Origin of the sequence: Sphingopyxis sp. (assembly GCF_035250425.1) — a bacterium.
Taxonomy (GTDB): Bacteria; Pseudomonadota; Alphaproteobacteria; order Sphingomonadales; family Sphingomonadaceae; genus Sphingopyxis.
Map to the genome: position 1 here is coordinate 1 of NZ_DATFFD010000268.1, position 19,009 is coordinate 19,009.

Annotated in this window: 12 protein-coding genes and 2 pseudogenes; 9 read left to right on the top strand and 5 right to left on the bottom strand. The window is 64.5% G+C overall.

Features of this window, described 5'->3' with window-relative positions:
- The 4 genes and pseudogenes from VJ811_RS16115 to phoB form a co-directional block, all read left to right on the top strand.
- Nucleotides 1-141 (top strand): annotated as a pseudogene (locus VJ811_RS16115) (phosphate ABC transporter, permease protein PstA); the annotation flags it as partial.
- A 2-nt stretch (nucleotides 142-143) separates the two neighbouring features.
- Complete coding sequence (gene pstB, locus VJ811_RS16120) at nucleotides 144-926, top strand: phosphate ABC transporter ATP-binding protein PstB (RefSeq protein ID WP_324074231.1); 783 nt, start codon at nucleotides 144-146, stop codon at nucleotides 924-926.
- A 24-nt stretch (nucleotides 927-950) separates the two neighbouring features.
- Nucleotides 951-1,673, top strand: a complete 723-nt coding sequence (gene phoU / locus VJ811_RS16125; protein WP_324074234.1) for a phosphate signaling complex protein PhoU — start codon at nucleotides 951-953, stop codon at nucleotides 1,671-1,673.
- Nucleotides 1,673-2,371 (top strand): phosphate regulon transcriptional regulator PhoB, encoded by a 699-nt coding sequence (phoB, locus tag VJ811_RS16130; protein ID WP_056374150.1) that lies wholly within the window; start codon nucleotides 1,673-1,675, stop codon nucleotides 2,369-2,371. Before phoU ends, phoB begins: the two co-directional genes overlap by 1 nt.
- 136 nt (nucleotides 2,372-2,507) lie before the next feature.
- Here the strand turns inward: phoB and VJ811_RS16135 are convergent.
- Nucleotides 2,508-2,758 (bottom strand): annotated as a pseudogene (locus VJ811_RS16135) (IS3 family transposase); the annotation flags it as partial.
- Between the two features lie 133 nt (nucleotides 2,759-2,891).
- Here VJ811_RS16135 and VJ811_RS16140 point away from each other — a divergent pair.
- Complete coding sequence (locus VJ811_RS16140; protein WP_324074237.1) at nucleotides 2,892-4,301, top strand: sugar porter family MFS transporter; 1,410 nt, start codon at nucleotides 2,892-2,894, stop codon at nucleotides 4,299-4,301.
- A gap of 51 nt (nucleotides 4,302-4,352) precedes the next feature.
- On the opposite strand, the gene VJ811_RS16145 is transcribed toward VJ811_RS16140, so the two are convergent.
- Nucleotides 4,353-5,855 (bottom strand): tryptophan halogenase family protein, encoded by a 1,503-nt coding sequence (locus VJ811_RS16145; protein ID WP_324074240.1) that lies wholly within the window; start codon nucleotides 5,853-5,855, stop codon nucleotides 4,353-4,355.
- A 246-nt stretch (nucleotides 5,856-6,101) separates the two neighbouring features.
- On the opposite strand from VJ811_RS16145, the gene VJ811_RS16150 reads away from it, so the two are divergent.
- On the top strand, nucleotides 6,102-9,332 hold the full coding sequence (locus VJ811_RS16150; RefSeq protein WP_324074242.1) for a TonB-dependent receptor: 3,231 nt from the start codon (nucleotides 6,102-6,104) through the stop codon (nucleotides 9,330-9,332).
- Nucleotides 9,333-9,395: 63 nt separating this feature from the next.
- Here the strand turns inward: VJ811_RS16150 and VJ811_RS16155 are convergent, their stop codons facing one another.
- Genes VJ811_RS16155 through VJ811_RS16165 form a run of 3 tightly spaced genes read right to left on the bottom strand, consistent with a single transcriptional unit; the run spans nucleotide 9,396 to nucleotide 13,732 of the window.
- Complete coding sequence (locus tag VJ811_RS16155) at nucleotides 9,396-10,124, bottom strand: DUF6445 family protein (RefSeq protein WP_324074244.1); 729 nt, start codon at nucleotides 10,122-10,124, stop codon at nucleotides 9,396-9,398.
- A gap of 30 nt (nucleotides 10,125-10,154) precedes the next feature.
- Entirely contained in the window at nucleotides 10,155-11,327 is a 1,173-nt protein-coding gene (locus VJ811_RS16160) for an endo-1,4-beta-xylanase (RefSeq protein ID WP_324074245.1), read from the bottom strand.
- Nucleotides 11,324-13,732 carry a glycoside hydrolase family 3 N-terminal domain-containing protein gene (locus VJ811_RS16165; RefSeq protein WP_324074247.1) on the bottom strand — a complete coding sequence of 803 codons (2,409 nt, stop codon included), beginning with the start codon at nucleotides 13,730-13,732 and terminating at the stop codon, nucleotides 11,324-11,326. Before VJ811_RS16165 ends, VJ811_RS16160 begins: the two co-directional genes overlap by 4 nt.
- Nucleotides 13,733-13,880: 148 nt before the next feature.
- Here VJ811_RS16165 and VJ811_RS16170 point away from each other — a divergent pair, with 148 nt between their 5' ends.
- The 3 genes from VJ811_RS16170 (at nucleotide 13,881) to VJ811_RS16180 (ending at nucleotide 18,926) form a co-directional block, all read left to right on the top strand.
- On the top strand, nucleotides 13,881-15,986 hold the full coding sequence (locus VJ811_RS16170; RefSeq protein WP_414711964.1) for an alpha-glucuronidase: 2,106 nt from the start codon (nucleotides 13,881-13,883) through the stop codon (nucleotides 15,984-15,986).
- A gap of 61 nt (nucleotides 15,987-16,047) precedes the next feature.
- Nucleotides 16,048-17,148, top strand: coding sequence for a LacI family DNA-binding transcriptional regulator (locus VJ811_RS16175; protein WP_324074251.1), 1,101 nt, complete (start codon nucleotides 16,048-16,050; stop codon nucleotides 17,146-17,148).
- Nucleotides 17,145-18,926: an IlvD/Edd family dehydratase gene (locus tag VJ811_RS16180; protein WP_324074253.1), complete on the top strand. Its 1,782-nt coding sequence runs from the start codon at nucleotides 17,145-17,147 to the stop codon at nucleotides 18,924-18,926. Before VJ811_RS16175 ends, VJ811_RS16180 begins: the two co-directional genes overlap by 4 nt.
- Nucleotides 18,927-19,009 lie beyond the last annotated feature (83 nt).

Below are 19,009 nucleotides of genomic sequence, written 5' to 3' on the forward strand. Positions count from 1 at the left end.
CAGATCTTCCTCTGGTCGGACGAAGTCGACCGGGGCTTTGTCGAGAAAACCTCCGCCGCGATCATCGTGCTGCTTATCGTGCTGCTGTCGATGAACGCCTTTGCGATCTATCTTCGCAACAAATTCGAAAAACGCTGGTGATCATGACCCAAGACGACCTGACCATTACCGACCCCAAGATGAAGGCGCACGGCGTCAACGTCTTCTATGGCGAGAAACAGGCGATCAACGACGTGTCGATCGACGTCGGCACCGACCTGGTCACCGCTTTCATCGGCCCGTCGGGCTGCGGCAAATCGACCTTCCTGCGCTCGCTGAACCGGATGAACGACACCGTCGCCAGCGCGCGCGTCACCGGGCAGATCGAGCTCGACGGCGAGGATGTCTATGCGCCGTCGATGGACGTGGTGCAGCTGCGCGCCCGCGTCGGCATGGTGTTCCAGAAACCGAACCCCTTCCCCAAGTCGATCTATGACAATGTCGGCTATGGCCCGCGCATCCACGGCCTCGCGCCGTCGAAGGCCGAACTCGACGTCATCGTCGAACGCGCGCTGGTGCGCGCGGGCCTGTGGGACGAGGTCAAGGATCGGCTTCAGGAAAGCGGCACCGCGCTGTCGGGCGGCCAGCAGCAGCGCCTGTGCATCGCACGCGCGATCGCGGTCGATCCCGAAGTCATCCTGATGGACGAGCCCTGCTCGGCGCTCGACCCGATCGCGACCGCAAAGATCGAGGAGCTGATCCACGAACTGCGCGGCAAATATGCGATCGTGATCGTCACGCACAATATGCAGCAGGCGGCCCGCGTGTCGCAGCGCACCGCCTTTTTCCACCTCGGGACGTTGGTCGAATATGGCAAGACCACCGACATCTTCACCAACCCGAAGCAGGAACGCACCAAGGATTATATCACTGGCCGCTACGGTTAAGCCGCAGCCAAAAGGACAAGAGTGATGGCACTAACGAACGATCATACGGTCAAAGCCTTCGACGAAGACCTCAACCGCCTGCGCGGGCTGATCAGCGAAATGGGCGGCCGCGCCGAACAGGCGCTGCTCCAGGCGATGACCGCGCTCAACATGGGCGACCTCGACCTCGCCGCGCAGGTCGTGCGCGACGACAAGAAGATCGACGCACTCGAAAGCGAAGTCGAACAGCTCGCGGTGCAGACGATCGCTCTCCGCGCCCCGATGGCCGACGATCTGCGCGAAATGATCGCGGCGCTGAAGATCGTGTCGGTCGTCGAGCGCATCGGCGATTATGCGAAGAATATCGCCAAGCGCGTCGCGCTGATGGACCAGACGCGGTCGATCGAGGCGATTCCGTTGCTGATGTCGATGTCGTCGATCGTCGCCGAGTTGATCCATGACGCGCTCGACAGCTTCGCGGCGCGCGATGCCGAGCTTGCGGTGCGGGTGACGGTGCGCGACAAGAATGTCGACGATTTCTACAACAGCATCTTCCGCACGCTCGTCACCTTCATGATGGAAAACCCCAAGTACATCACCGAAAGCGCGCACCTGCTGTTCGTCGCCAAGAACCTCGAGCGCATGGGCGACCATGCGACGAACATCGCCGAGATGGTCTATTATGTCGTCACCGGCGAACATATGGAGGAACGCGAACGCGGCGAGACCCCCGAGGACAGCGCGTCAGCGGGACAGGAGCAAGGCTGATGCCGCAGCCCGACCTGCTGCTGATCGAGGATGACGAGGCGATCGCCGAGCTCATCGTCTGGCATTTCGCCCGCGAAGGTTTCTCGGTCCGTCAGACCCCCGACGGCGAACAGGCGCTCGTCCTCGTCGAGGAACGCGTCCCCGACATCGTCCTGCTCGACTGGATGATCGAAAGCCTGCCCGGCATCGAGGTTTGCCGGCGCCTGCGCCGCAACCCCAAGTCGGCGAACGTGCCGATCATCATGCTCACCGCGCGCGGCGAGGAAGAGGACCGCATCCGCGGCCTGGAAACCGGCGCCGACGATTATGTCACCAAGCCGTTCAGCCCGCGCGAACTGGTCGCGCGCGTGTCGGCGGTGCTCCGCCGCCTACGCCCCGCGCTGGCCGGCGAGATGCTGACCTATGCCGACATCGAGCTCGACTCGGTCGCGCACAAGGTCGTGCGCAACAGCCAGATCGTCGCGATGGGGCCGACCGAGTTCCGCCTGCTCCGCCATTTCATGGAGCATCCGGGCCGCGTCTTCTCGCGCGGGCAGTTGCTCGACAGCGTTTGGGGTCAGGACAGCGATATCGAGCTGCGCACGGTGGACGTCCATATCCGGCGCTTGCGCAAGGCGATCAACCTGCCGGGGACGAGCGACATTATCCGCACCGTGCGTTCGGCGGGTTATGCGCTGGATTCGGGGAAGAGCGTCTAGAATCCTCTGACGATGCGTGGTTGCGTGAGCATCATTGTCGCTTCTGGGAGTCCATCGCACGAGGGCTCAGGCCAAGGCAGACGTGTTCGACCACATCGAATGCTTCTACAACCCGACCCGCCCGGCGATAGCCCTAACGACCATATTGCCGGGCCAGCGCAATGATGCCCTCGATCGGAGCTCCTTCGTCGTCCGCCCCGCTGGGCGCCTAGCGCTGCGTCGATCGGTGCTGCCCGAGCAGACGGCACAGCCGCCGCTCGGACACCGGAATCATCTTTCCGATGTGGTCGATACAACGCCTGCGGCGCGCGGGGCTCAGACGTTTCCCCGGGCAGCCTCCTGCAGGATCAGCTTGTCGAGCGTCAGGTCCGATATCGCACGCCGAAGCCCACTCGGAAGGGGGCAGATCACTCCTGTTTCGAAAACAACGGGGGGTTGCTCGATCGCTATCGAATGGGGCTTGCGCTGCACGCGACATCGAACCATGATAGCGCTACCATAATAGAGCTTGGGAGAGCGCATGAACACCACCTCGGGAGGCCAGACCAATCTGGCGCTCATTTTTGCCATCGTCGCAGTCGCCACGATCGGCGGCCTGTTATTCGGTTATGACAGCGGCGCGGTCAATGGCACGCAGGACGGATTGCGGACGGCCTTTGCGCTCGGCGAAGCGGGGCTTGGATTTACCGTCGGGTCGCTGCTCATCGGCTGTTTTATCGGCGCCTTTCTTGCCGGCAAGCTGGCGGATGTGCTCGGCCGGCGCAATGTGATGATCCTGTCTGCGGTGCTGTTCCTGATCGGCGCGCTGGTCCAGGGCTTTGCGCATGAGCAGTGGCTGTTTGTCGTCGCGCGGATGATGGGCGGGATGGCCGTCGGTGCTGCAAGCGTTTTGTCGCCCGCCTATATTTCGGAAGTCGCCCCCGCCCATATCCGCGGCCGCATGACGACGGTTCAGCAGATCATGATCATCACCGGGCTGACCGCAGCCTTCGTCGTCAACTATTTCCTCGCTGCCAGCGCCGGAACTTCGACGGCCCCCTATTGGGCCGGAATCGAGGCGTGGCGCTGGATGTACCTGATGCAGGCGGTTCCCGCCGCGGTCTTTCTCGTCGCGCTGCTCTTCATCCCGGAAAGCCCGCGCTATCTGGTGTCGAAAGGACGCGTCGACGAGGCCGGCCGGGTTCTGACCAGGCTGTTCGGCAGCGAGGCGGCGGCCACCAAGGTCGAGGAGATCAGAGCCAGCTTCAGCGCCGACCACCGCCCTCGCATGTCGGACATCTTCGACCCCGTAAAGGGTGGCGTGCGGCCAATCGTCTGGGCCGGCCTGCTGCTCGCGGTGTTCCAGCAGCTCGTCGGGATCAACGTCATTTTCTATTATGGCGCGACCTTGTGGCAGCTTGCGGGCTTTACCGAGGATCAGTCGCTGCTGATCAATATCGTGTCGGGGATCGTGTCGATCGCCGCCTGTTTCGGCACGATCCTGCTCGTCGACCGGATCGGGCGCAAGCCGTTGCTGCTGATCGGCTCGGCGGGCATGGCGGCGACGCTGTTCGCGCTCGTTTATGCCTTCGCCAACGGCACGCTCGATGCCGAAGGCCAGCTGCAACTGTCGTCGTCGCTCGGCACGCTCGCGCTGATCGCGGCGAATCTCTACGTGATCTTCTTCAACCTCAGCTGGGGACCGATCATGTGGGTGATGCTGGGCGAGATGTTCCCGAACCAGATCCGCGGATCGGCGCTTGCCGTCTGCGGTTTCTTCCAATGGTTCGCGAACTTCCTCATCTCCTTCACCTTCCCGATCATGGCGGTCGGGCTGGGCCTGGCGGTGAGTTACAGCTTCTATGCGATTTGCGCCGTGATCAGTTTCTTCCTGGTGCAGCGGTTCATCGTCGAGACCAAGGGCAAGGAACTCGAAGCCATGGAAGGCTGAGCGCGTCCCAGCGAAGCCTTTCGAGGGGGGCCGGGCAACCGGTCCCCCTTTTCATGCGGCGCAATGCTCGCGGATGTAATCGCGGTGGCGCGGCATATGGTCGACCGACGCGGTCACCGCCGCCTTGATCTGGCGCAACCGGTTGCGCGTCTCATCGATCGGCATCAGCTCGGCGACCGGATCGAAGCCGCGCGCGCCAAGTCGCTGACCTTCCATCACCGCGAACCAGCTGGTGTCGTTGAACAATTCCTCATGCTCGCGAAACGCGCGGCCGCTGCTCTGGAAGACGCGGATCTTTTCGGCGAGCCGATCGGGTATCGGCATCGTCCGGCAATAGTTCCAGAAATCGGAATCATCGCGCGTCGTCACATGATAGTGGAGGACGAGGAAATCGCGGACCAGCTCGCTTTCCTCGACCATCAGCCGGTTATAGCGATCGATGCTCGCGGTATCGAAGCCCTGGTCGGGGAAGTTCGACAGCAGGCGCGCGATCCCGGTCTGGATCATCCAGATACTTGTCGATTCGAGCGGTTCCATGAACCCGGCCGACAACCCGATCGACACGCAATTCTTTTCCCAGAAGCGCGCGCGGTGACCGGTGGTGAACTTCAGGAAGCGCGGGTCGGCGAGCGCCTTGCCGCCCAGATTGGCGAGCAGCACCGCCGCAGCTTCGTCGTCGCTGATATAGTCGCTGCAATAGACGTGGCCGTTGCCGACGCGGTGCTGGAGCGGGATGCGCCATTGCCAGCCGGCGCTGCGCGCAGTCGAGCGGGTGTAGGGGGGAAATTCCTCGCCGAGTTCGCACGGCACCGCGACCGCGCGGTTGCACGGCAGGTAAGCCGACCAGTCGATATAGGGGACTCCGAGCTCGCGACCGATGAGCAGGCCGCCGAACCCCGAGCAATCGATGAACAATTGCCCGCCGACGGTGCGGCCGTCCTGCATGGTCACCTGCTCGATATGCCCCGTCTCGCCGTTGCGCGTCACGCCGGTGATCCGGCCCTCGATGCGGCGCACCCCGTTGCCCTCGGCCAGCTCGCGCAGATAGAGCGCGTAGAGCCCGGCGTCGAAATGAAAGGCGTAGGCGATCGACGAGAGAAGCGACCCGGGCGCGGTGGTCGGGCGCATGAACTTGCCGTGGCGCGCGGCCTTGGCCATCACCGAATAATCCTCGACATCGGCGAATTCGGCCTCGCCGCGCAACCGCTGCCAGAAAGCGTGGAACGACACACCGCCCATATCGACACCGATATTGCCGAACGGGTGAAAATAGCGCTGGCCAATCCCTCCCCAGTCGACGAACTCGATCCCCAGCTTGAAACTGCCCTTGGTACGGCGGACGAAGTCATCCTCATCGATGCCGAGCATGCGGTTGAAGATATTGATCTGTGGAATCGTCGCCTCGCCGACGCCGACGGTGCCGATCTCGTCCGATTCCACCAAGGTGATGCTGGCGTAATCCGGCCCCAGGATTCGGGCCAGGGCGGCCGCGGTCATCCAGCCGGCGGTGCCGCCGCCTACGATGACAATCGATTGAATTCTGGTCGTTTCCATCGCACTCCCCCCTCCAACGTCGGCATTTTTGTCACACCGGATCGTCGCTGTTGGCCCCTAACGCAAATCACCGCTTGTCGAAACCCGGTGTATGCCATATGACATGGAAATGGTAGCGCTACCTTTTCAGGCGCGCAACCATATGAGGCCGAAAAGGCCCATGACATGGGAGGGGTTTAAATGCCTGTTGCAACGATATTTTCTCGTGAAGCGCGGATCGCGAATCAAGGCACGCCATGGCTTCGCATGGGCGCTTCGACGCTGGCACTCGTCGCCGCCACGATGATCGCTACCCCCGGCTTTGCTCAGGATAGCGACGGCAGCGAAGTCGCCGAAACGACCAGCGAAGATGCCATCGTCGTCACCGGCTTCCGCGCCGCGCTGCAAAGCGCGCAGGGTCGCAAGGAAAATGCCGACACCGTCATCGACTCGATCACCGCCGAAGATATCGGCGCGCTTCCCGACCGATCGGTCACCGAAGCGCTGCAGCGCATTCCCGGCATCACCATCAACCGCTTTTCCGCGGGCGTCGATCCCGACCATTTTTCGGTCGAAGGGTCGGGCGTCACCATCCGCGGCCTGAGCTATGTCGGGTCGCGCTTCAACGGCCGCGAAGCGTTCAGCGCGGGCAATGGGTCGGGGCTGAGCTTTGCCGACGTCCCGTCCGAACTGCTCGCCGGGGTCGATGTCTACAAGACGCCATCGGCGGACCTGATCGAGGGCGGCATCGGGGGCATCGTCAATCTGCGCACCCGCCTGCCCTTCGACCAGACGGGCTTACTGGTCGCCGGATCGCTCGAACTCAACTATGGCGATTTCGTCAAAAAATCGGCGCCGACCGTTTCGGGATTGATCAGCAACCGCTGGTCGACCGGGATCGGCGAGATCGGCCTGCTCGCGAGCGCCTCCTATTCGCAGCTCTATTCGCAGGCCGACCGCATCGGCATCTCCAGCTTTCGCCCGCGCACCAGCTATTCGGACGGGACGCGCACCGACGTCGTGCCGTTCGCCGGCGCGACGGCAGGGCCGTCGGTGCTGTTCCCGCGCGGCGCCGTGCTCGGCCGCCAGAATTTCAACCGCGAACGCTATGGCTATTCGGCCGCCGCGCAGTGGGAAAGCAATGACGGGACGCTGGCGGCGACCTTCCAGTTCCTGCGGTCCGACGCGCGCCAGGCGTGGAGCGAGAATACGATCGAAATCGCCACCGACAATGTGTCGAACAACGGCGACTCGCGCGCCGTTGCGGGCACCTCGCTGGAATTCGACGACAGCGGCGTGTTCGAAAATGGGGTGATCACCGGCCCGACCGGTTGGCGCGCCGACCAGCAGAACGCGACGGGCGACATTCGCACGCCGATATTGGGGCTGCAATCGAACAATATTCGCCGTGACCATTATGAGCGGATCAAGACCACCGACTATTCGGCCAATCTGCGCTGGACGCCGAGTGAAAATCTCGCGGTCAACTTCGACTATCAGCATGTCGATTCCAAGAGCGATGTCGAGGACAATACGCTGTGGGCGTCGACCTATCAGGACGCGATGATCGACCTCAACGGCACCGGCCTGCCATTTGTGCAGTTCATCGCGCCGCAGAATTGCACCTCTCTGCCCTGTCCGGCCAATCCGGGCTTCGACTCCAATTCGCCGTCCTATTTCACGGGCAGCCACCAGGATTATCGTGACCCATTCAACAGCTTCTATCGCTCGGCGATGGACCATCTCGAGGCCAGCGAAGGCCGCGAGGATGCCTTCCGCGTCGATGCCGAACTGTCGTTCCCCGACAGCGGCTTCCTGAAATCGGTGCAGGTCGGCGGCCGCTACGCCGACACCGAGCAGACGGCGCGCTTCTCGATCTACAACTGGGGCGTGCTCAGCGAACAATGGGGCAATGGCGGCCCGGTGTGGCTCAACGACAATGTCGATGGCGTGACCGGCGGCAATGGCGGCACGCCGCTGCAAGGATATGAAGAGGTCTTCTATCCCAATTTCTTCCGCGGCGCCGCCAACAATCCGATCGCGGGCCAGGGCCGCCTCTTCTATTCGGGCGATACGGTCAAGGACCGCGAAGCCTATATAGCCTATGCGAACGCCATCGCGCGCGAATGGCAGGGAACGACAACCTGCGGCGTCGACGGCCGGACGATCAACGCGGGCTGGAATTCGCTCGCCGATCGTTGCGGAAATGTGGCCGGGACGCCATTCCAGCCGGGCGAGATCAACCCGCAGCAGAACAAGAATTTCGCGCTCTACGGGATGGTCAAATTCGACACCGAGTTCGGCGGCGGAACGCGGCTGACCGGCAATGTCGGGCTGCGCTATACGCGCACCAAGCGCACGTCGCAGGGCTTCCAGCAATTCGCCAACAACCCGACCTCGATCACGAGCGAACAAGCCTGCCTCGATGCCGCCAATGCCGGACAGCCGGCAACGGGTTTCTGTACCTTCACCCCGGCGGTGCGCCAGCAGGCGCGCGATTATCTGAACGGGGCTCTTAATCCTGCTGATAGCAAGACGACCTATGATTATTTCCTGCCGAGCGTGAACCTGAAGCTCGAAGTCGGCGGCGGGCTGCAATTCCGCGCAGGCTATTTCAAGGGCGTGTTCGCCCCGCCCTTCGGCTTTTCGCGCAATTATTTCAACATCACCGGCCTGACCGCGGCGCAGAATGTCGACAGCACCGGCGCCGCGATCCCCGGCAGTTTCACCATCCAGTCGACGGTGACGGCGGGCAACCCCAATTTGCTCCCGACGACATCGGACAATTTCGACCTGACCGCCGAATATTATTTCAGCAAGGTCGGGCAGGTGACGCTGTCGCTGTTCCACAAGCGGCTGCACAATGTCGTGACCAACGCAACGGTATCGACCGACGTCACCAACAATGGCGCCACCTTCCCGGTGGTGCTGACGACGGCGGTCAACTCGCCCGATACCGGCAAGGTCACCGGCGCCGAAGTGTCCTATCAGCAGATCTTCGACTTCCTGCCGGGGCCGCTGTCGGGACTGGGGGTTCAGGCGACCTATACCTACGTCAAATCGTCGGGCGTGCCGCAAACCACGCTATCGGCGACCGACCCCGATGTCGCCGCGGGACGCCAATCGGCGATCCCGGGCGACGAGTTCCCGCTGCAGGGGCTGTCCAGGCACACGATCAACTTCACGCCGTTCATCGACATCGGGCCGCTGTCGCTGCGCGCGTCGTACAACTGGCGCTCGCGCTATCTGCTCACGATCCGCGACGTGATCACGCCGTTCGATCCGATCTTCCAGCGCGCTTACGGCCAGCTCGATGCGTCGGCGACGGTTTCGGTGACCGACAATTTCAAGCTGGGCATCCAGGCGGTGAATATCCTGAACTCGCAAACGAGGACCGAGGCGGCGGTGCTCAACGGCGCCGGCGAGATCCAATATGTCCCGCGCCAATGGTATATGAGCGACCGGCGCTTCACGATCCTGGCGCGCTTCAACTTCTGACGCGCGCCGCGAGACTTTCCTCGACCTTGGGGTCGCCACTTTGTCCCGAAGTGGCGGCCCTTTTTATGCCGGCGGCGCGGTGGCGCGCCGATAGGCGATGAACATCGTCGCGGTGAGCCGGCCGGTGCGCGGGTCGGCGGGATGATCGACCGATGGATCGATGATCCCCGCATGCAAAGCGTTGCTGCGATAGAGAATCAGCCGGTCGAATGCCGCCGGAACCGCCGCGACCCGGACATGATCGGCGGTCCGCTCCGATGGATAGCCACGGCTCCGATGCGTCGCCAGCGCGGCATCGCGCGCGCGGTCCCACGCCGCTTCGCGGTCGGGCGATATCGTCTCGAAACCCGTCGAGAGCTGGCGGAAAAAACCGGTGCCGCCGAAATGGGCGGGGCACAGATAATGTACCGTCGCGAAATGCAGCGGGTCGCTGGTGTCGATATGCGGCACGGTCTGGAGCGGGACGAGAGCGGCGGCGGGCGTCGCGACGATCGAGAAGAAACATTCGGCGCGCACCAGCCGCGCCTGCCCGATTCCGTAAACGCGCCGGACGAGCGGGTCGAGCCGCGCGACCATCGCCCGCACATAATCGAGCGGCATCGGGGCGCGCCAGCCGGGGTAGAGATTGTCGGCGACCGGAGCGAAAGCCACTGCGTTGCAGGCAAAATCGACCAGCGCCTGGGGATCGGTCGTCGCGCCGTCGATGCGGATCAGCGGCACGCGCTCACCGCCGATCGCCAGCACATCGATGACGGCGGTGTCGGCGGGCTGGCAAACGGTCGCTGCGGTCATGCGCCCGTTGTCGCGGCTATCGCGGGCGGGTCAAGCGCGCGGTGCGGCACCGGCGAACAGATCGGCGAGCGCAGCACGCATTTGATGGGGCTTGAAGTCGGCGCCATAGGGACAGCAACGCTGCGGCAGGCCATCGGCGCGCGGGGCGAAACCCTGCAGCCAGCTATATTTGTCGACCATGCCCCAGGCGAGGACGTCGCGCAGCTGCGGATATGAGAGCATTACCTCCAGATAGGCGCGGGTGTAGTTGACGACCCCCGCGTCGCGCGCGGCATGATCGGCGGGCAGGCCATTGTCCTTGACGTCGAATTCGGTGAGCAGCAGCCGGTATCCCATCGCGGTGACGTCGTCGCAAAAGGCGCGCCATTCTTTCAGGTCATAAGGGCCGATGCCCGTCGTGCGATCGATCGTGCGCATCTCGATATGCGACTGGATGCCAAGCGCATCGCACGGCACCCCGCGCTTGCGAAACCCCTCGAGCAGGCGGAGCACGCCGGCGCGGTGGTTCGCATGCCCCGGCTCCCAGCTCATATAGTCGTTATAAACGAGCTCGGCGCCGGGCAGTTCGCGGCGCGCGGTGTGGAAGGCCAGGTCGACCACGGCTTCGTGACTGCCCATTGCGCTCGACATCGACGTATCGACAAAAGCGCCGGTCTTGTCGTCGAACAGCTCGTTGACGACGTCATAGCTGTGGATGACGCCGCGATAGCGCCGCGTCACCGTTTCGATATGGCTGGTCACCAGCCGCGCCGCCTCGGTCGCGGGACGCGCGCCATAGTCGTAATTATTGACCCAATCGGGCATCCATTTCGGGCGATGCCAGAGCAGCGTGTGGCCACGAATATCGAGGCCTTTCGATTTCGCGTAGCGAACGATCGCATCGAACGCACCGAAATCATATTGGTCCGGGCCGGGCCGGATCGCCTGCCATTTCATTTCATTCTCGGGCACGACCAGCCCGCATTCGCGCTCGACCACCGCGCGATAGGCGGGATTGCCGATCGAGCCGCTGTCCGATCCTTCGGCGCCATAGGCGATCGCCGAACCGAAGCGCAGCCCCTTGCGCTGCGCAATCGCATGCAGACCCTCACCGCTCACCGAGGGCGACGCGGTGGCCGGCCCTATAGGACCAGCGCATGCGGTCAGCGACAGCGCCGACAGGCCGGCCAGCGCCTGGCGCCGGGTGCATCGCGCATCGCTCACGGCGTAACGACCAGCTTGGTGCTCTGAAGATCGGCCGAATTCGCGCCGACCATGATTTCGAATTCACCGGGTTCGATCACGCGTTTCATGTCCGCGTTCCACATCTGGAACGCCGCCGCGGTCAGCGTGATCGTCACCGGCTTCGTCTCGCCGGGTTTCAGCGTGACGCGCTGAAACCCCTTGAGTTCCTTGACCGGCCGGGTGACCGAACTGATACTGTCGCGGACATAGACCTGCACCACCTCGTCGCCCGCACGCGCGCCGCTGTTGGCGACGTCGACCGTCACTGTCACCGGCTGCCCCGCGGCGATCGACGCGGCCGACAGACGCGGCGCGCCGATGGTGAATTTCGTGTAGCTCAACCCATAGCCGAAGGGGAACAGCGGCGCCTTGTCGTCGAACAGATAACCGCGCCGCGCGGTCGGCTTGTGGTTGTAGAAAAAGGGCAGCTGGCCGACATTGCGCGCCACGGTGACCGGCAATTTGCCGCCAGGATTGGTGCGACCGAACAGCGCGTCGGCGATCGCGTGCCCCTGCTGCTCGCCGCCGTACCAGGTTTCGAGGATCGCATCGGCCTTGGCGACGACGCCCGGATAGGAGGGCGGACGGCCGTTGACGAGGACGACGACGACGGGCTTTCCGAGCGCCTTCAGCGCGTCGAGCAATTCCTCCTGTTCGCCGACAATGTCGATGTCCGAACGGTCGCCCAAATGCGTGTCGGCCCAGCCTTCGCGGCTCGTCTGTTCGGTGTCGCCGATGAACAGCAGGATATGGTCGGCGCCGCGCGCCGCCTCCACCGCCGCTGCGATGCGCTGGCGGTTGGCGGCGGGATCGGCGAGTTGCACCGCATCGGCCCACCAGTCGTCATTTTCGGTGATCTTGACGCCCTCGTTATAGACGATCGTCGCCTTGTCCCCGACCAGCGCCTTGATCCCGTCGAGCGGCGACACCGTCCTGGGCGGAATGCCGTAATAGCCGCCAAGCCGGGCGACCGCGGCGTTTGGCCCGATCACCGCGATGGTCGGCTTGGGCGCGCCCGTTGCGGGCAGCGCGAGCGGCAAGACGCCATCATTCTTGAGCAGCACCAGCGATTTTTCTGCGGTGCGGCGCGCCAGCGCGATCGCCTCTTCATTGTTGGTGACCGCGGTATCCTTGATCCGCGCGAACGGATTTTCGAACAGTCCGGCCATGAATTTGATCCGCAGCATCCGCGTCACCGCGGCGTCGATGTCAGCTTCCTTCACCTTGCCCGCGCGCACCGAGGCGACCAGCGTCTTGTACGCCGCGCCATTAGGCAGGTCGCTGTCGACCCCCGCCGTCAGCGCCTGCCGCGCGGCATCGGCCAGGTCGGGTGCGATCTTGTGCAGCTTGACCAGATCGTCGATCGCATAATAATCGCTGACCACCGCCCCTTCGTACCCCCATTCGCCGCGCAGCACATCGCCGAGCAGCCATTTGTTGACGTGGCTGGGGACGCCGTCGATCTCGTTATAGCTCGCCATCACCGCTTCGATGCCCGTGCGCTTGACCACCGCCTCGAAGGGCGGGAAAAAATCCTCGCGCAGCGTGCGTTCGGCGATCGGGGCGGGACCGACATTGGTGCCGCTTTCGGGCTGACCGTGGCCGGTCATATGCTTGAGCGTCGCGAAGACCTTGCCGGGCGGCAGCGCGCCGGGACGGCCCTTCCCTTGCAGCCCCTCGACCGCCGCGACACCCATTTCACTGACCAGATAGGGATCTTCGCCGAAGGTCTCCTCGATCCGTCCCCAGCGCGGGTCGCGCGCGACGTCGACGACGGGCGACAGGACATAGGGGACGCCGCGCGCACGGACTTCGCGCGCAATGACGCTGTTCACGTCGCGGACGAGGTCGGGGTCGAAGGTCGACGCCATGGCGATCGATTGCGGAAAACTTGTCGCGTCGCGCGCGGCAAGCCCGTGCAGCGCTTCTTCGTGGAACAGCACGGGGACGCCCAGGCGGGTGTTTTTGGTCGCCCATGTCTGCACCGCATTCGCATAAGCGACGCTTTCCTCGATCGAGCGCAATTTGTTGGTGCGCGGACTGCTCGGGCCGCTGCGGTCGGACGGACGCGCGATCTGGCCGAGGCCATCGGGGAATTTCTGCGACGCCTTGGCGGAATTCCAGGTCGTGTCGGCGTTCTGGACGTCGGCCTTGCTGTCCCACAAGGTGATGATCTGCGCGACCTTTTCATCGAGCGTCATCCGCGCGAGCAGGTCGGCGACGCGCGCATCGACGGGCAGGCTGGCGTTTCGATAGGGCGCATTGGCGGGCGGTTTGGCGGTCGGAGAGGCCGATGCGGCGGGGATGGAGGACTGGCCCATGGCCTGCGCCATCGGCAGCATCATCGTCGTGGCCAGAAGCGCGGCCGCCAAAGTCATGCGCATGATCTTCTCTCTCCCATTTTTGCTTGCGCAGATCGATTCCCCGCGCTTATGTTAGCGCTACCATGAAAGAAAGCGGCGCGGGCTGTCAAGCCATGCCGAACGCTTAGGGGAGGATAGCATCAGGCCGACGCAGGTCATCGGGGCCATCATGGCAGGCGCGTGCGCCCTTCTTTCGTGCGCTGGCCCGGCGCGGGCGGAGGATGGCTATGAGCTGTGGATGCGCTATCGTCCGCTCAGTCCGTTCTATGTCGACGGAGTCGCCGCCGTCGCGCCGGCCCTGACGATCGACGCCCCGCCCAGCGCGACCGTCGATGCGGCAACATCCGAACTCCGCCGTGCCTTTTCCGTCTGGCTCGGCCGGCCGTTGACGATCGTCAACGACGGCGCCGGCCTGTTGCTGTGCCGCGTCGATCGGCCCTGCGCGGAAAAATTGCCGAAGATCGCCAAAAAGCCCCCTGCTCTTCCAGGCGCGTTCCGCGTCGACCGCCTGAACGGCGGCCGCATCGCCATTTCGGCGCACGACGATATCGGCCTGTTGTATGGGAGCTTCGCGCTGCTACGCCATATCCAGCAACAGGTGCCGCTTGATGATTTGCCGCAAAGCGACGCCCCGCGCGCCGCGATCCGCATGCTCGACCATTGGGACAATCTGAATGGCAGCGTCGAGCGCGGCTATGCCGGGCGCTCGATCTTCCAATGGTGGCGGCTGCCCGGATATGTCGATCCGCGGCTGACCGATTATGCCCGCGCAAATGCGTCGATCGGGATCAATGCGGTCGCAGTGAACAATGTGAACGCCCCTGCAACCTTCCTCGCTCCGCGCGTCATCGCGAAGGCCAAGGCGCTCGCCGATACGCTGCGCCCCTATGGCATCCGCGTCTATCTGTCGGCGCGATTTTCGGCGCCGCGCGATCTCGGCGGCCTCGCTACCGCCGACCCGCTTGCCCCCGAGGTCCAGCGCTGGTGGCGGGCGAAAGCCGATGAAATCTATGCCGAGATCCCCGATTTCGGCGGCTTCCTGGTCAAGGCCAACAGCGAGGGCCAGCCGGGGCCGCAGGATTATGGCCGCACCCACGCCGATGGCGCCAATATGCTCGCGCGCGCGGTCGGCAAGCGCGGCATCGTGATCTGGCGCGCCTTTGTCTATGACCCCGATCCGGCGGTCGAGCGGACGATGCAGGCCTATAACGCCTTTCAGCCGCTCGATGGGAAGTTCGACGCCAATGTCGTCGTTCAGGCCAAGAACGGGCCGCTCGATTTCCAGCCGCGCGAGCCGGTCGCTCCATTGTTCGCCGCGATGCCGAAGACGCAGCTTGGCCTCGAGTTGCAGATCACCAAGGAATATCTCGGCTTTTCGACGCATCTCGCCTATCTGGCGCCGCTGTTCGAAGAGGCGCTCGATACCGGCGGGCTGGGCGCGGACGGGCGTGCGACGCTCGCCGGCGTCGTGACTGCCGGCCCCACCAGCCTGATCGCGGGGGTCGCCAACATCGGATCGGACCGCAACTGGAGCGGATCGCATTTCGACCAGGCCAATTGGTACGCCTTCGGCCGGCTGGCATGGGATCCGGCGCGGTCGTCCGAAGCCATTGCGCGGGAATGGGTTGCGCTCACCTTCGCGCCCGACCCGCCACTGATCGACGCGGTCGTCCCGATGATGCTGGCCAGCCGCCAGACGGTGGTCGACACCATGACCCCGCTGGGCCTCGCGCATCTGATGGGGAGCGATCATCATTATGGCCCAGCGCCATGGGTCGACGACCTGGGGCGTCCCGACTGGAACCCGGTCTATTATCACCGCGCCGACGCCGAGGGGATCGGGTTCGACCGCTCCGCAACCGGCAGCAGCGCACTCGCCCAATATCCCGCCGCGCTGGCAAAGCGTTACGCCGACGACAGCGATCCCGCCCTGCCCCTTTTGCTGTGGTTCCACCGCAAGCGCTGGGACGACCGGCTGGTCACCGGGCGAACGGTCTGGGACGAACTGGTCGTCCGTTACGACCGGGGCGTCGCGGGCGTCGATTCCATGGCAGTCCAGTGGAACGGCCTTCGCGGTCGGGTCGACGACCAACGCCACGCAGAGGTCGCCGCATTGCTCAAGGTCCAGCAGAATGAGTCGCGCTGGTGGCGCGACGCATCGATCGCCTATTTCCAGTCGCTGTCGCGGCGGCCGCTGCCCGCAGGCCATGCCGCACCCGCGCACCCGCTGTCATGGTATCGCGACCAAAGCTTTCCGGAAGCACCCGGCATATGATCGCAGCGTTGCGCCGTTATTCGCCTAGCCTTGACAGGTCAGACGTCTTAGGGACGCTGGCATGAGCCAAAAGAGCGCTACCACGCCCCGCCAGGGCCGCCGCCAGGGCAAAGCCCCGACCATATCCGACGTCGCCGCCGCCGCGGGCTGTTCGCCGATGACGGTGAGCCGCGTCATCAACGGCGACACCAACGTCCGCGCGGCGACGCGCCAACAGGTGATGGATGCGATCGCCGCGCTGCGCTACATGCCGAACCGTGCCGCGCGCAGCCTGGCCGGCGGCGAGCAATTGCGCATCGCCCTCCTCTTCGACAACCCCTCGGCCTCCTATCTCAGCGAATTCCTGATGGGCGCGCTCGAAGAGGCGACGCGCAGCGACATCCACCTGATCGTCCAGAGCTGTCTCGACGTCGCAGAGGCGCAGGCGCTGATGCGCAATCTGGCCCAAGGGGGCATCAGGGGCTTCATCCTGCCTCCGCCGCTGTGCGACGACCAGAGCGTGCTCGATTTGGTCAGCGAACTCGACGCCGTCGCCATCGCGGTCGGGCCGGGCAAGGCGACGGGATCGCATGGCGCAGTGATGATCGACGATTTCCAGGCCGCCTTTGACATGACCAAGCATATCATCGACCTGGGTCATCGCCGGATCGGGTTCATCATCGGCAATCCCGAACAGGTCGCGAGCGGACGGCGGCTGAACGGCTATCTGGCGGCGATGGCCGATGCGGGATTCGAAACCCCGGACGAACTGATCGTGCAGGGCCGTTTCACCTATCGGTCGGGTATGGACGGCGCCGAACGCCTGCTCGCCGCCAACCCGCGGCCGACGGCGATCTTCGCCTCGAACGACGATATGGCGGCGGCGACCGTCGCGGTCGCGCACCGGCGCCACCTCGACGTGCCCAACGACATCACCGTGTGCGGGTTCGACGACACCGCGATGGCGAGCACGATCTGGCCCGAATTGACGACTATCCGCCAGCCGATCCGCGAGATGACCGCCTGGGCAGTCGCCGCGATCGCCACGATCATGCGCGCGCGCAAGGCGGGCGATCATGCCGAGGAGCAGCAGATGACATTCCCCTATTCGCTGATCCGGCGCGAATCCGACGCCGCGCCCAGCCTCGCCAACCGCCGGGCCAAGGGGGTGGAACAGAGGTGACAGACCCCGCGCCCCGCCCCCGGCTGCGATCGCGCGACTGGTTCGACAATCCCGAACGCTGGGACATGACCGCGCTCTATCTCGAGCGCTTCATGAATTACGGCACAACGCCAGAGGAGTTGCAGTCGGGCAAGCCGATCATCGGCATCGCGCAGTCGGGCAGCGACCTCAGCCCATGCAACCGTGTCCACGTCGATCTCGCAAAGCGGATCCGCGACGGCATTCGCGACGCGGGGGGCATCCCGATCGAATTTCCGGTCCACCCGATCTTCGAAAATTGCCGCCGCCCGACCGCGGCGCTCGACCGCAACCTCGCCTATCTGGGGCTGGTCGAGATTTTGAACGGCTATCCGCTCGACGCGGTGGTGCTGACGACGGGGTGCGACAAGACCACACCGTCGCAGGTGATGGCCGCGACGACGGTCGACATCCCCGCGATTGTACTGTCGGGCGGGCCGATGCTCGACGGCTGGCACGACGGCGATCTCGTCGGGTCGGGCACGGTGATCTGGCGCAGCCGCCGCGCGCTGTCGGCGGGGCTGATCGACGAGGCCGAATTCTTGGGTCGCGCGACGTCGAGCGCACCCTCGCTCGGCCATTGCAATTCGATGGGCACCGCATCGACGATGAACGCGGTCGCCGAGGCGCTGGGGCTGTCGCTCACCGGCTGCGCAGCGATCCCCGCGCCGTACCGCGAGCGCGGTCAATATGCGTATCGCACCGGGCGGCGGATCGTCGAAATGGTGCATGAGGATTTGCGCCCGTCGCGCATCCTGACGCGCGAGGCGTTTTTGAACGCGATCGCCACGGTCAGCGTCTGCGGCGGGTCGAGCAACGCCCAGCCGCATATCGTCGCGATGGCACGCCACGCGGGGGTCGAGCTGGAGCCCGAAATCTGGACCGGGCACGGGTATGACCTGCCGCTCCTCGTCAACATGCAGCCGGCGGGACAATATCTTGGCGAGCGCTTCCACCGCGCCGGCGGGGTGCCGGCGGCGATGTGGGAATTGCTGAATGCCGGCAAGCTGGTCGGCGATTGCCTGACCGTCACCGGCCGCACGATCGCCGAGAATCTCGCAGGGTGCGAAAGCGGCGACCGCGAGATGATCCGGCCCTTCGCCGATCCCTTGCAGGGCAAGGCCGGGTTCCTGACCCTCAAGGGGAATTTGTTCGAGTTCGCCGTGATGAAGACCTCGGTGATCTCGGACGAATTTCGCTCCCGCTATCTTTCCCGCCCCGGCGCTGAAGGGGTGTTCGAGGCGCGCGCGATCGTATTCGACGGATCGGACGATTACCACCACCGGATCAACGACCCGGCGCTGAATATCGACGAAAATTGCATCTTGGTAATGCGATCTTCGGGTATCCTCGGCTGGCCGGGTTCGGCCGAGGTCGTCAACATGCAGCCGCCCGACGCGCTGATCCAGCGCGGCATCCAGTGGCTGCCGACGCTGGGCGACGGACGCCAGTCCGGCACGTCGGACAGCCCGTCGATCCTCAATGCCTCGCCCGAAAGCGCGGCGGGCGGCGGGCTGGCGTGGCTGCGCGATGGCGATATGATCCGCGTCGACCTCAATGCCGGAACGTGCGACATGCTGGTCGCGGCCGACGAGATCGAACGGCGAAAAGCCGACGGCCTGCCCGAAATCCCGCCGAGCAATACGCCGTGGGAAGAGCTCTTCCGCGAAAAGACGGGCCAGCTCGGCGAAGGCGGGGTGATGGAGTTTGCGCTGAAATATCGCCAGACGTCGAAGAACTTGCCGCGCCACAATCATTGAGGTGGCGGACCAGGGTCTGTTCCACTTACGTGGAATCGGCGCCGGCCCGCTCCCCCTCCCGGCCTCCCCAGCGATAGTAACCT